Origin of the sequence: Staphylococcus durrellii, assembly GCF_015594545.1 — a bacterium.
GTDB lineage: Bacteria > Bacillota > Bacilli > Staphylococcales > Staphylococcaceae > Staphylococcus > Staphylococcus durrellii.
In genome coordinates this window covers 201,378-215,134 of record NZ_JADIIO010000001.1, presented here as the reverse complement: position 1 = coordinate 215,134, position 13,757 = coordinate 201,378, and the positions used below count along the sequence as shown (strand labels likewise).

Below are 13,757 nucleotides of genomic sequence, written 5' to 3'. Positions count from 1 at the left end.
ATGTAAAAGCAATACATTTTTTAAATTTATTAAAGAATTTTTGTTAATATATATAATTTTATGATGTTTTGGCAAATTACACATATAAAGTATTTTTAAATAAAAAAAAGACTTCAATTACGAAGTCTTCACAAATCATTATATTTAATTTTATTATTTCTACTTTTTGAAATTGGATACTTAATATTATTTTTCTTTAATTTATCTTCAACTATATCTGTTATATTAAAATCTAAATTATCAGCTAACATATAACTATATATTAAGACGTCTGCTAATTCTTCTGCTAACCTGACTTTTTTTTCTTGAACTACTTCTTCTGAATCTTTCCATTGAAATAGTTCTAACAACTCGGAAGCTTCTAATGAAATTGATAGAGCTAAATCTTTTTCATTATGAAACTGCCTCCAATTACGATCATCTCGAAATTTATTCACTTCTTTAATTAAATACTTAATTTCATCCATAGCCTCACCCTTTATAAGCTTCTTTCAATGCTTCGTTTAATTCTTTGTCTACTGCATATATATACAAACCATTAACTCCACGTGTCATTAAAACATTTAATTCATTTTTCAATAACTGTTCTGCAAAGTTTTGCTTCGATTTATCAGATAATGTTCTATTCTGAGTTGCTTTAGAATTTTGGCTTTCACTTTTATCAAATACTATTTTTCCATCTCTAAATTTAACAGACGGTCCTATAACAACCCCTGCATAGTTCAAGTCAAAACCTTGTATAGTGAATGTTGACCCAACTTCATTTATTGTATTCGTTTGCTCGGCCCAAGAGCGATTTTTTTCTCCTCGCAATGTTTTAAGTTGTAAATTCCAAGGCATTGACCAGTCGCCTATCTTGACCCTCCAATAGTTATCACCTTGTGGTTTTTTGTTTCCATTATATTTCCAATCAAAAGTAGCTAATATCCTAGAAATACCAGATTTAGTTGATTTAGCCTTTTTTCTAATTTCATTTTCCAATGACTGTGGATCATCAAATATTTTTATATCATAGCCTTTATTATCGTATGGTATTTTATTAATAACTTGTTCGTCAATTAGTTGCCTAATCCATTTAATAGTTTCAACACTACTGTTTATCCTCAATTGATTTTTTAATAATATGTAATTATCTTTCTTTTTTGTACTTTCAACCAATTCATTTAAAGTATTAAATTCCCATATTTGTTCTCTACTAAGTATTTGTTTACTATCAAATACCGCAACTACAACTTTTGCTCTTTCAAGAATATCTTTTAAATGTCCCTCTCCTTTATATGACATTTTTCCTTGGGTCAATAACAAATGGGCTTCATCAATAATCACTACATCTACTTTATCATTTGCCTCCCTGTTCATTATAAAACTAGTAGGTTTTTTGATGATATCATGCTTTTTAGATATTAATCCTAACTTTTCTGCAATCTGCTTATAAACTTTCAATTGTTGTTCATGATTTATTAAAAGATGCACATCTAAATTGTTAAAAAAATCTTCATTATTAAATTTTTTCAACTCATAAAAAAGAGTACTCATCAATACCGTTTTACCAGAACCAGCTTCACCTTCTACAAGTATTAATTGATTATCTACTTGTTGATGAAGAGCTATTTTTATTTTAGAAATTATTTCATCTTTTGCATTATTTTGCTCTGGAGTTAATTTATGAAATGGAGATGCTTTAAATATTGCTGAATCTCTCACAACACTCTCTATCGGAAATAAATCACTGTCTTTCTTATGTAAAGAACTCCATATATTATTAAATATTTGATCTAATTTATCTGATGTATAATACTCATTTTGTTTATTTGTTCTACTATTAAATAATGATTTTACATTATCTACACTAGACAAATATTGCATTAATCTATTTTCTATATCTAATGTTAGAGATTTATTAAAAAAAGGATGACCTATAACATACATTGATGAAGTTTTTGAATTTGAGAAGTCGCACCAGTATTGTTTAATTTTTGAATCTACTTTCAAATGTTGTTTCGTTCTACTATTAATGTCTGCAGTTTCTCCAACATATATTTCAACTTCGTGTTTCTTCTTTTTATCATTTATTATATAGACTGTTGGATATCTTAATAAATATTTAGATTCTTCTACTTTAGCCCACTCTTCAACAATATTGTTTAAATTTTCTACAGTATAGTTTATTTTTTTTACCATTAATTTATTATCTGTAGTCATATGAGTCACCTTTTCTTATTTTTAACTATTTACCATAATTATAGAATAGTAATATAGAGCATTCAATAACTTATATATTTATAAGAAATACTATTAATAGTTATTGATATTTGACTGATTTTACAAAATGAGTTCATCAAAAAATCCAGCTCACATAAAAAATGGCATACTTTCTAACGTCCTTTTATCATCAATCCTTTTTATAGTTGTACATATTTATTCCTTTAACATTTATTCAAAGTAGTACGAAATGGTTTTATTGGAATTTTGTACTCATTTAAGCTCATAATGAGTTGTATTTATTATTATGAACAATACATCTTAAAAAAGTTCATCCGGTATGATGAACTTTTTCTTTTATAAATACGTATATTTATTGTAAAGTACTATAAGTTTATATCTTTAGTTTAGGTGTTTTGTTGAGTTTGTAACAAGGAGGGGAAAGGATGCAAGATGAAAATGAGTTATATAGAATGATCATAGAAAAAAAAGATAGCGCATGTCTAGAAATGCTATATGACCGTTACGAATCACTATTATATAATTTAGCTTATAATATCACGCAAGATAAGCAATCTAGCGAAGAAGTGTTGCAAGATATTTTCATGAAAATTTGGCACCAAAAAGCAATTTTCAAGCCCGAAAAGGGAAAATTATCGACTTGGCTCATCACACTGTGTCGTAATAGATCAATAGATATTTTACGAAAAAGAAAAGACATAGAAAGTAGTTTCGATGAGGCATTTCATAGTATAGAAGCCGATAGTCTACCAGAATATGATTTATTAGATAAAGAATGTTCAGAAGAACTACAAAAAATAATTTCATATTTAAGTAAAGATCAACAAAAAATAATTGCCCTGTTTTATTTTAAGGGATTAAGTCAGCAAGAAATTGCTGATAAGTTGAAAACACCGTTAGGTACGGTGAAAAGTAGGTTAAGATTGTCTATTCAACATTTAAGTCATTATCTTGATAATATTTTAAGAAAGGAGCGTGAAGAAAATGAAAAATAACAAAGTTGATATTATATACGATTATTTTAATGATAAGTTAAGCGAAACTGACAAAGCACGTGTTGAGCAAGAATTAAAAGTATCATCTGAGTATAATAAAACTTTGGACAATATTAAAGTTCTTCACGACATTCTTCCTTACAGTAATAAAGAAGTTGAACCGCCTAATGATATGAAGCAAAGAATATTAAGTTCAATCGTAAACGAAGATAATGATTCATCTAAAGACATTGAAAGTGCAAACACTCATGATAAAAACACCACTCATAACTTAGCTAATACACATCAAAATGATACTCACGATGCTTACTCGACTCAACAAGATAATCAGGATAATGCTACGACACAACAAAATCCTAAACGTAATACTAAAAAAGGAATGCGCAAACAAATTCCTCTCATCATCATGGCAGCAATTTTATTGTTATCTCTAATTGGTAACGGCGTGCAATATTTTAATCATAAAGCATCGCCTAAGCAGGACACATCAATGATCAATAAGCATAAAGCGCAATCCATGACTTTAAAACCTATGGCTAAAAATAAGACGAATGGACAGGCATATATTTCCAATAAAAATGGAAATAGTAAATTAATGGTTGAAGCAAATGATATCAAATCTACACAAGGCAACGAAGTGTATCAAGTGTGGGTAATTAAAGGGGATAAACCACATCCAGCAGGTACATTAGCAACTAATAATAATAAAGGCATGGTAGTAGCTGACTTAAATCATATGAATATAGACAAAAAAGACACAATCGCACTGACATTAGAACCATCGCCTAACAATACTCAACCTAAAGGCAAAATGATTATGGCTAGTAGCAAAGTTTAATTAAATATTTATATTACTTTTGAACTATTTAAAAAGGATCACATTCATTTGTGATCCTTTTTTTATTTTTATACGTATATTTTATAGCTGCTTATTTAAGTAGCGTTCGCTGGTCTGTTATTTAATCACCATCAAAAGTCGATCGAAAAGGTGGCAATACCAATGGAAATTACTATTAAAGATATTCTTTTAAACATTGAGCAAAATACACTACAGAGCTTTGAAAGTTTAAAAATAAATACGGGTACAGTTTGCCAAAAGATTACTTCTATGTATCAGGATATAGAGCAAGATACTGTTTTTATATTAAAAGATTCAGCCAACGCGGATTATTACGCTCAGTGCGCCTATCAAATGAATCCTTTACTCATAATTACAGATGTCACACCTGCTATATTTAGTCACCATGAGACCAGTACCCCTATTATTTATATAAATGATTTTCCCGAAGTTGCGAATAACTTGGTCAAATTATTTTATACACCAGCGATTGACAATATGAAATTCATTGCAGTCACAGGGACAAACGGAAAGACAACAACGACTCATATGATTGCGAATTTACTCACAAAACTTGGAGAAAAAGTAGCAATAATTGGCACAATGGGTGTATATGATTGTAATTATAATAAGCTAAGTTTTAATCATACAACCCAAACTACACCGATGTACTTTGAGATGGCCGAGATTATAAATTACTTTTATAAAAAAGAATATAACTATATCGTTTATGAAGCTACTTCAATTGCATTAGATCAAAGACGTACAGATTTTATCCACAATGACTTAGCTGTTTTTACTAATTTCAGCCCAGAACATTTAGATTATCACGGTAATATTGAAGATTATCTATCTGCTAAATTAAGATTAGCTGATCTAAGTTCATTAAATTTAATTAATTTCGATACAGCTGAATATCACTCTATTATGGAAGATCATCGCCACTTTTCAGAATATCAAGACATATATTATCAATATAAAGTGAGTCATAACGAAATTAACTTTGTGGTTGATGAATCACAATTTGTTGTTACTCCTAATTTTAAAGGCCATCATAATTATATAAATCTAGCCACAAGCATATTTGCTTTGCATAAATTAAATTACGACATGAAACAACTTACTGAAGCTGCAATAATGATTGACCCACCATTACATCGCTTTCAAATTATTGAAATAAACAATTATATGATTATTTTAGATTTTGCTCATACTTCTTCAGCAATTGAAGCGTCGATTAATAACGCTTTAAATTACAGTGAAAATATAGGAAGAGATTTAAATGCAATGGTTACAGGTATAGGTCTTAGAGGTTTTGATAAAATAAAAAGAACCGTGTCTAATTTGCCCAAAGGTATTAATAAATTAATGCTTGCTGCTGAACAGGTAGGTTTTGTAGAACCTGAAACAATCATTAGTGTCATGATACAAAATTTGCCTTCAAGTTATAAAACCTATGATGTTTTAAAAAGTTCTTCTCGAAAAGAAGGCATTAGTGGCCTTTTATATGCAACAGATAAAGAAAAAGAAATTATTTTACTTACTGGCATCAATGAACCACAAAATTACAAAGGAAAAAAATACGGGCATGACGATCAAGATTATATAAATAAGTTACTATCATATCTACATTAAAATAATGCATTAAAAAAGAGCCTCATTCGAGACTCTTTTTTGTTATATATTAACCAATCATAACTTTCATTAGATGACCTTGGTCATCGAAGTATGCTTTATACATACCGTTGTTCGTTTTGTAAGTGATATATGATCCATTATCTGTATTACCTTCATCGGACATATGATTAGACATATGCGCTTTTTTGAACATATCTTTACTTACTGTATGGGCTTTTGTATTAAATGATATATGCACTACTTGCCCATCTTTATTCATATCTACCTTTGTGTCATAAACGTGTTTACTAGAAGCAACATCTTTGTCAGTAGCTCCTGAATTCACTTTGTAACCGTCAATCATGACATTATCGTATTTCAATGCTCTTACAAAATCATAATCTTGAGTGAATTGACCGTCATACGTTGTATAACCGTTGTAATTATAATATGGCATCATAGTTTTTTGAGTCATCTTATCCATGCCTTGGTTCATTGACATGTCTTTCTGATCCATATTATTCATGTTACCCATATTGCCTTGGTTCATTGACATGTCTTTCTGATTCATATTGTTGTTCATGTTATTCATATTGCCTTGGTTCATTGACATATCTTTATGGTTCATATTGTTGTTCATGTTACCCATATTGCCTTGATTCATTGACATGTCTTTCTGATCCATATTATTCATGTTACCCATATTGCCTTGGTTCATTGACATATCCTTATGGTTCATATTGTTGTTCGTGTTATTCATATTGCCTTGGTTCATTGACATATCTTTATGGTTCATATTGTTGTTCGTGTTATTCATATTGCCTTGGTTCATTGACATGTCTTTGTGGTTCATATTGTTATTTGCTCCAGTATCGGCGTGAGCTGCATTACCTGTCCCTAAACCTAATAGTAAACCTGTCGCTAATGCTGAAGATGAAAATAGTAATAATTTATTACTCATAAATCCGCACCCCTTTTCAATTTTTTATTATGCATAAGTCATGTTGTTAAAATTTCTAATTCTTACGCTAAAAAAAGCAACTGTCTATCATGCAATAAATTTAAATGCGTAAGGCCCCCTTTTTATTCTACTCATTAAAACATACGTATTATCTGATTACTAAGTTCACTTTTTATAAAATTAAATTAAAAAAATCGTGTAAACAAAAAAGAGTTCAAGGTTATATTAACCTTGAATCCTAACTTTTTATTTTCTTATTAAAGCTAAAATGTCTGCCACTACAATTAAGATGCCTGACAAAACCCAGAAGAAACTAAATAAAACGAAGTTTAAGATACCACCTACAACAAGTAGTATATCTATAACCACACTTTTTATTAATAATACAACTTAGGATTAAACTAACTATACATACTAAGATAACACTTACTCCAAGACACGTAATTTCACTACCCTTTTTTATTATTAAAAGTAGCATCTTAACCACTAAAAACGATTCTAAATAATTCATCAAGAATACTACTCAAAATGCTAGAATTATTTCAGCCACTCTGTTCGTTTGCGGTTTATATCCTTCGATTGATTATTCCCTCTATAACTATTAGGAATTATTGAGCAAAGGCTAAAGTTCGGCAATTTTTATCATTTGCTTCTTTTCCCTTTAATTTAATTATTTTCCGGGTAATATCTTTGTAGAGGGTGATAAATAATGACGTTAACTATTAATCGTATATATGATGCAAAGGATGATAAAGGTACGCGTATTCTTGTGGACAGAGTTTGGCCGAGAGGTATTTCTAAGCAAGATGCGAACTTGGATTACTGGTTGAAAGAAGTAGCGCCGACGAGTGAATTACGAAAATGGTTTAATCATGATCCAAAACTTTTTGCTACGTTTAGAGAGAAATATGAAAAAGAATTACGCGAAAACAAGAACCAAATAGAGGCACTCGATGAATTAAAAGAGATTGCGCGTTCGAATAATGATATTGTGTTGCTATATGCCGCAAAGGATACGGAACACAATCAAGCAGTCGTGCTAAAAGAAATATTAGAAAATAAATAAAGGCACAGTCTAATTATTGTGATTGTGCCTCTTCATTTATATTATTTTTTATCCATTTTTAAATAGGTCATGTATTTAAGCCCTAGTGCAAATAACGTATACCCCATCACTATTTGTGATAGAGATTGTTTAACTTTAAAACTTTTCGTAAGCGTTTGTGAAATCACATTACATAGAGTATAAAGCACAAATACTTTAACGTATCTTTTGTTCATTATTATTAACTCCTTTAGTTAAATTTTTGTCGACAATCGTTAATTAAATAGCAACTTAATTTCTTTATAATACTGAAATGAGTTGCTTTCAACCGGATTAGCTATATTTTACTTCAAAATTCATAATATTTATTATTAATATTCACAAAACCTTCAAATAAACGATTCATATATAGTTGTTAATACGAAAGAATTAATCGGTCAATGTGAACAGTGTCATAAAAATGTATATTGTATGGATGGCTTCTTGAATGGCGTTCATCAAGACAATCACTTATATTGTCTGGAATGTGCCGCTAAGTAATAATAAACACCCTACATTTGTCTTAACCACTAGACAATTTGCAGGGTGTTCATTCATTTATGTGTACCTATTAGAGATACTTGGTACTATTATTTTTTATCTAGTGCTTTTTGTACTTCATCAATTTGTTTCATTAATACTGTTGTTGAACCAGTTGAGAAGTACCAAAGTTTTGGATCTAATTCAATAATTTTGTTGTTTTTCACTGCGTCTACATTTTTAATAACGTCGTTGCTTAATGTTTTCTTAGCTGTTGATTTACCACCAACTACTTGACCACGGTCCATCGCAAAGATGATACTTGGATTTTTTTGTGCAACATATTCATTTGTTACGTTTTGGCCGTGTGTGCTGCCTTTAATTTTGCTGTCAGCAGGTTTGAAGCCCATAGTATCAAAGATAGCAGAACCGAAACGTTGTCCAGGACCAAATGTAGATAATTCACCTTCGTTCACTAATAAGAACATTGCTTTATTGTCTTTTAATTTTTCAGTTTTGTCTTTGATGCCAGCAATTTTATCGTCTAATTTTTTATTTAAAGATTTAACTTTATCTTCTTTATCATAAATTTGTCCTAATTTTTTCGCGCTGTCTTTCATTGAATCTACACTAGATTTTTCATCTGGACCAACGTATACAATTTTAGCTTTTGGTGCTGCTTTTTTGAATTCATCAAGATTTTTTTGATTTGCTACACGACCAGAAATGAAAATGACTTCAGGTTTTGCTTCTGCTACTTTGTCAAAATTAACTTCTTTTAAGTTACCAGTGTTTATGTATTTATCATCTTTAAAGTCACTTAAGAAGTCTGGTAGAGACTTGCTACCTTCGCCTTTTGGAACGCCCTTAACTTTATCTTCAAGACCTAATTCTTTCAATGTGTCTAATGCCCCATAATCAAAAACAACTGCGTTCTTAGGATTTTTAGGTACTTCAACAGTTTCTTTGACATTTTTTGCATCGCTACCGTCTTTTTTCTCGCCACCTGCTTGGTAGTTATTCTCGATTTTTACCGTTTCATTTTTTGATTCGGACTTCGTCGATTTATTCTCATCTGATTTTCCATTGTTACAAGCTGCTAATAAAAACATTAAACCTACAATTAGTATTAAAGCATATTTTTTCATATCTAAACTCCTCTATAATTTTTTAAATTGTCCCCCATATATACACCCTAAACTTGTTATAAATTTAAAGTGGCCTCACTCCCTTCAAAATTCACTGTTAATTCTAGATGGTTTGAGCTAAAATTGGTGTTTCGTTAACTGACGTTTCATCAAAGTAAATACATATACGTTGACCACTCACTTCTTCAATACGGACTTCCATGTCATATAAGGTATTCAAGACGTTTGATTGAATGACGTCGTCCTTCGTACTCGCTTCGATAATTTCACCTTCTTTGAGAGCAATAATGTCGTCTGAATAACATGAAGCAAAATTAATATCATGGATAACAACAATAATTGTTTTATTCAATGATTTTGCGAGTTGGCGCAAAGTTTGCATAATTTGCACGGAATGTTTCATATCTAAATTATTTAATGGTTCATCCAATAAGATGTAATCTGTGTTTTGAGCGATTGTCATTGCAAGATAGGCACGTTGCCTTTGACCGCCGGACAATGTTTTTAAATAGCGATCTCTAATTTCTTGTAGTTGCAAGATTTCGAGTGCATATTCTACTTGTTCTTTATCTTCCTTTTTCAAACGCCCTTTAGAATATGGAAAACGTCCAAATTCGACTAATTGCTCTACAGTAATATTCAATTCTGTGTGATTGGTTTGCTTTAGAATGGATAACTTTTTAGCTAATTCATTACTTTTATAATCATTAATCGATTTATCCTCTATTTTTACATCACCATCATCCGACTCTGTAAGACGTGTAATAATCGATAGTAATGTACTTTTACCAGCACCGTTAGGGCCAATCATAGAAGTTAGACGTCCCTTTTTAATATCGACGTTGATATCTTTTAAAATCGATTTATCTTGAATCGTTTTATTCAGTCCCTGAATACTAATCAATTTGTATGCCTCCTTTTTATTAATAGGTAAATGAAGTAGCTACCTCCGACTAAATCAATAATAATACTGACTTGCGTCGTTGCTTCAAATAGGTTTTCCACTACGCCTTGTGCGATAAATAAACTTAACCAACTAATACAAATCGTCGCCGGTAAGATATATTTATGCTTAAAGGTATGCAACATTTCACGGGCAAGGTTAACTGTTAATAATCCTAAAAATGTAATTGGCCCGACTAGCGCGGTCGACACAGAAACAAGTATCGCTACAAGTATAAGTAATAAGCGCGTCATAGTTTGGTAAGAGATACCTAAATTAATCGCCTGACTTCTGCCTAATAGCAATACATCTAAATAAGGTAAAAAAAGCACGGTAATTAAAACCAAAATAATGAGTATAACCGTACATAACAACATCAATTTGCTATTAGAGGCATCAAAGTTCGCAAACATAGAACTTTGCACGGCTAGAAAATCTTCTGGGTTGATAATTAACTCTAAAAATCCTGTTAAACTTCTAAAGAAAGTACCTAATACAACACCGATAAGTAATATAAAGTAAACTGATACGTTAGCCATGCTAAAAATGCCTTGGAAGAGTATTAATGAAAAAGCAATCATGACAATTAACGTAATCGCAAAGCTATAATATGTATTTGTCACTAACACTGACTGCACGCCAAACACAAAAACAACCAAAACTTTGACAAACATATAAATAGCATCTAGACCAATAATAGACGGCGTTAATAATCTGTTGTTAGTAATCGCTTGAAAGATGACGACTGATGATGCAATAGCTGCTCCAACTAATAGCATCAAACTTAATTTTCTTAAGCGACTAAAAAACTGATATTGGAAAATATCAAAGTTGATACCTACGATGAGATAAAGTCCACCGACTATTACCGTTAAGAGCACCAATATGAGCAATTTTGTTTTGTCACTAATTTGCATAATTGTGTCGCCCTTTCATCAGCAAGATTAAAAAAATTATAGTCCCAAAGACGCCTATTGTTAATCCGATATTAATTTCATACGGATATACAATAACTCTGCCAATTATGTCCGAAAACATGACAAATATTGCCCCTAATAGTGCCGTTTGTGGTAATGCATTCTTCAAGTTATCCCCCTTGAAAATGGATACGATATTGGGAACAATTAAACCTAAAAAAGGCAATGTACCAACCGTAACTACAACCAGTGCTGTAATTACAGACGAAATAAATAATCCAATGTTCACTATTTTTTCGTAATTAACGCCTAAGTTACTGCTAAAATCTTTTCCCATTCCGGCAATCGTAAAATGATTTGCAAATATATATGTAAGAAATAATAATGGAATGCTTAAGTATAATATTTCATATCTGCCACTAGTAATAATCGCAAAGTTACCATTTAACCAATTACCAATACTTTGAACAGTATTCGTTTGTAAGGCTACGAAAGTTGCTAAACTAGAGACGATACCACCAAGCATAATACCTAGCAAAGGAATGAAAATGACGTCTGTAAAACGAATATATTGAACTAATTTCACAAACAAGAAAGTACCACAAATACTTAAACCTACAGCAAAGATCAATTTAATAAGAATGTTTTCTTGTGGAAAAAATATCATCGATATCAGAATGCCCAATTTCGCCCATTCCATCGTCCCTGCCGTCGTAGGACTAACAAATTTATTTTGCATCATTTGTTGCATAATCAACCCTGCAAGCGCTAAAGTGCTGCCAGAAATTAATATGCTTACTGTCCTAGGTATACGGCTAGAAATAATAATATTGGTTTGCTCTTTGGTTAAGTGGAATATATCGGTGATTGATATTTTACTTACGCCAATAAAAAGAGAAAGTATGGTTATTAACAATAAAATAATAAATAAAAAAGTACTACTGAAGAAGAATTTCATAATGACTTACCTATAACCTTTCGGAGAAATGCTAAAAACTAGTTGATAATGACATTGATAATCATTTTCAATAATTTAATTCTATCATCCTCTATATTAAATACAATAGGTATTGAATAAATTTTTATAATAAATCCATTAAATTACAATTTAAATATTTCATTTGAACTGCTACATAAAGCCAATTAAACACAATTATAATTTTTCTAACAATATGCCGAAACAATGATGATTATATTTAAAAAGTAGAGCCTTCCACTTTTGCATTTCCTCATATACAAATATTGGACTTTCCTAATAATAATTAAAATATCGTATTCAAAATATATTTTCTGAAAATTCTCAATTTAATGTTAACAACTTACTTTATAAGTGCTATGATACTTATTAACTCATTTGGGGAGGGGAAGTTTTATGTGGAGTGAACCGATTATTTCTGCAACTGCGTTATTTGCGCTAATTGCACTTGGGGAAGTTATTTCGACCTTGTCTAAGGCAAGGATCCCGATGCTACTGACGGCAATGGTCAGCTTTCTACTGCTCAAATGGTTTGGCGTATTTCCTAAAAATATCTTAGATTCGGCTGTGATACCGTCATTGGGAGCTCTAGCTATTGCACCAGCAATTATGCATATGGGGACAATGATGCCTCTAGCAACATTAAAGAAACAATGGAAAGCCGTTGTGATTTCAATTTTTGGCATTATTGGCTCTACGGTAGCTATTCTAATTATCGTGTCACTCGTTTATGGTTTCCGTATCGCTGCATCAGGTGTGGGGCCCATTTCAGGTGGTATAGTAGCGCTATTAATTACCATCGACAAATTAAAGGAATTACATTTAAGTTATTTAATCGTCTTACCTGCTTTAGTACAGGGTTTACAAGGTGTTATTGGTTTGCCTTTAAGTTCAATCATTATGAAACGTTACAGCAAACACTATTTGGAAAATGAATTTAACTCAACTGAAGAAGCTGCGACAGTAGAAGAAGGACAACAATCTCAATCTATACACGATCGTTTTCCTATCTTACAAAATGACATATTACGTTTGTTTATTATGTTCGTATTAGCAAGTTTGGCATTTTTACTTGGTGAAGTTACACATATTCATTATTCATTGATTAGTTTAGCCTTTGGTGTTATCGGTTTAAAACTGGGCCTATTCCAACAAGCAGAGTTAGAGAAGAACAAGTCATTCTCACTCATTATCGTGATGATTATGTTAATCGTTATCGGTTCTATGGGTGACGTAACACCTCATGATCTATGGCATCACCTGCCAGCTATTCTGCTTATATTATTGATTGGTACAACTGGCATTTTAATCGGTGGTTCAATTGCCGCTAAACTTATCGGTTGGCGTTACAGTAAGGCTTTGCCAGTAGCATTAACTGCCTTATACGGTTTCCCTGGGGACTTTATGTTATGTGAAGAAGTGAGCCGTACGATGGCTAAAAATAAAAAAGAACGCGAAGCACTGTTCAAGGAACTATTAAGTCCAATGTTAATCGGTGGCTTTACTTCCGTAACCGTAGCTTCGGTTATTTTAACTGGTATATTAATGAACTTTATGAAATAACAAATGGAGGGT

Annotated in this window: 13 protein-coding genes; 5 read left to right on the top strand and 8 right to left on the bottom strand. The window is 31.2% G+C overall.

Annotated features, from left to right (window positions below; translation table 11 throughout):
- Positions 1-128: 128 nt before the first annotated feature.
- Together ISP02_RS00920 and ISP02_RS00915 are read right to left on the bottom strand one after the other, a co-directional pair.
- Positions 129-467 (bottom strand): nucleotide pyrophosphohydrolase, encoded by a 339-nt coding sequence (locus ISP02_RS00920; RefSeq protein WP_195719795.1) that lies wholly within the window; start codon positions 465-467, stop codon positions 129-131.
- Positions 468-471: 4 nt separating this feature from the next.
- On the bottom strand, positions 472-2,202 hold the full coding sequence (locus tag ISP02_RS00915) for a DUF2075 domain-containing protein (protein WP_195719794.1): 1,731 nt from the start codon (positions 2,200-2,202) through the stop codon (positions 472-474).
- A gap of 473 nt (positions 2,203-2,675) precedes the next feature.
- Between ISP02_RS00915 and ISP02_RS00910 the strand changes: the two genes are divergently transcribed.
- The 3 genes from ISP02_RS00910 to ISP02_RS00900 all read left to right on the top strand — a co-directional run bounded on the left by ISP02_RS00910 (position 2,676) and on the right by ISP02_RS00900 (position 5,691).
- A complete protein-coding gene (locus ISP02_RS00910) occupies positions 2,676-3,218 on the top strand; it encodes an RNA polymerase sigma factor (protein ID WP_235980485.1) in 543 nt (180 codons plus the stop codon).
- Complete coding sequence (locus ISP02_RS00905) at positions 3,208-4,056, top strand: anti-sigma factor (RefSeq protein ID WP_195719792.1); 849 nt, start codon at positions 3,208-3,210, stop codon at positions 4,054-4,056. The genes ISP02_RS00910 and ISP02_RS00905 overlap by 11 nt, the downstream gene beginning before the upstream one ends.
- A gap of 162 nt (positions 4,057-4,218) precedes the next feature.
- Positions 4,219-5,691, top strand: a complete 1,473-nt coding sequence (locus ISP02_RS00900) for a Mur ligase family protein (RefSeq protein ID WP_195719791.1) — start codon at positions 4,219-4,221, stop codon at positions 5,689-5,691.
- Between the two features lie 49 nt (positions 5,692-5,740).
- Here ISP02_RS00900 and isaB read toward each other — a convergent pair whose 3' ends face one another.
- The gene (gene isaB, locus ISP02_RS00895) at positions 5,741-6,634 is read right to left on the bottom strand and encodes an immunodominant staphylococcal antigen IsaB family protein (RefSeq protein ID WP_195719790.1); all 894 of its coding nucleotides are present in this window, start codon (positions 6,632-6,634) and stop codon (positions 5,741-5,743) included.
- Positions 6,635-7,343: 709 nt separating this feature from the next.
- Here isaB and ISP02_RS00890 point away from each other — a divergent pair.
- Positions 7,344-7,700 carry a DUF488 domain-containing protein gene (locus ISP02_RS00890; RefSeq protein ID WP_195719789.1) on the top strand — a complete coding sequence of 119 codons (357 nt, stop codon included), beginning with the start codon at positions 7,344-7,346 and terminating at the stop codon, positions 7,698-7,700.
- A gap of 41 nt (positions 7,701-7,741) precedes the next feature.
- Here the strand turns inward: ISP02_RS00890 and ISP02_RS00885 are convergent, their stop codons facing one another.
- The 5 genes from ISP02_RS00885 to ISP02_RS00865 all read right to left on the bottom strand — a co-directional run bounded on the left by ISP02_RS00885 (position 7,742) and on the right by ISP02_RS00865 (position 12,164).
- Positions 7,742-7,915, bottom strand: a complete 174-nt coding sequence (locus tag ISP02_RS00885) for a hypothetical protein (RefSeq protein ID WP_208455759.1) — start codon at positions 7,913-7,915, stop codon at positions 7,742-7,744.
- A 393-nt stretch (positions 7,916-8,308) separates the two neighbouring features.
- The gene (locus ISP02_RS00880) at positions 8,309-9,346 is read right to left on the bottom strand and encodes a ferrated catecholamine ABC transporter substrate-binding lipoprotein SstD (protein WP_195719788.1); all 1,038 of its coding nucleotides are present in this window, start codon (positions 9,344-9,346) and stop codon (positions 8,309-8,311) included.
- Positions 9,347-9,449: 103 nt separating this feature from the next.
- The gene (locus tag ISP02_RS00875) at positions 9,450-10,250 is read right to left on the bottom strand and encodes an iron ABC transporter ATP-binding protein (RefSeq protein WP_195719787.1); all 801 of its coding nucleotides are present in this window, start codon (positions 10,248-10,250) and stop codon (positions 9,450-9,452) included.
- Entirely contained in the window at positions 10,247-11,206 is a 960-nt protein-coding gene (locus tag ISP02_RS00870) for an iron chelate uptake ABC transporter family permease subunit (protein WP_195719786.1), read from the bottom strand. Before ISP02_RS00870 ends, ISP02_RS00875 begins: the two co-directional genes overlap by 4 nt.
- Positions 11,196-12,164, bottom strand: a complete 969-nt coding sequence (locus ISP02_RS00865; protein WP_195719785.1) for an ABC transporter permease — start codon at positions 12,162-12,164, stop codon at positions 11,196-11,198. The genes ISP02_RS00870 and ISP02_RS00865 overlap by 11 nt, the downstream gene beginning before the upstream one ends.
- Positions 12,165-12,578: 414 nt before the next feature.
- Here ISP02_RS00865 and ISP02_RS00860 point away from each other — a divergent pair, with 414 nt between their 5' ends.
- Positions 12,579-13,745, top strand: a complete 1,167-nt coding sequence (locus ISP02_RS00860; protein ID WP_195719784.1) for a hypothetical protein — start codon at positions 12,579-12,581, stop codon at positions 13,743-13,745.
- The last annotated feature ends 12 nt before the right edge of the window (positions 13,746-13,757 follow it).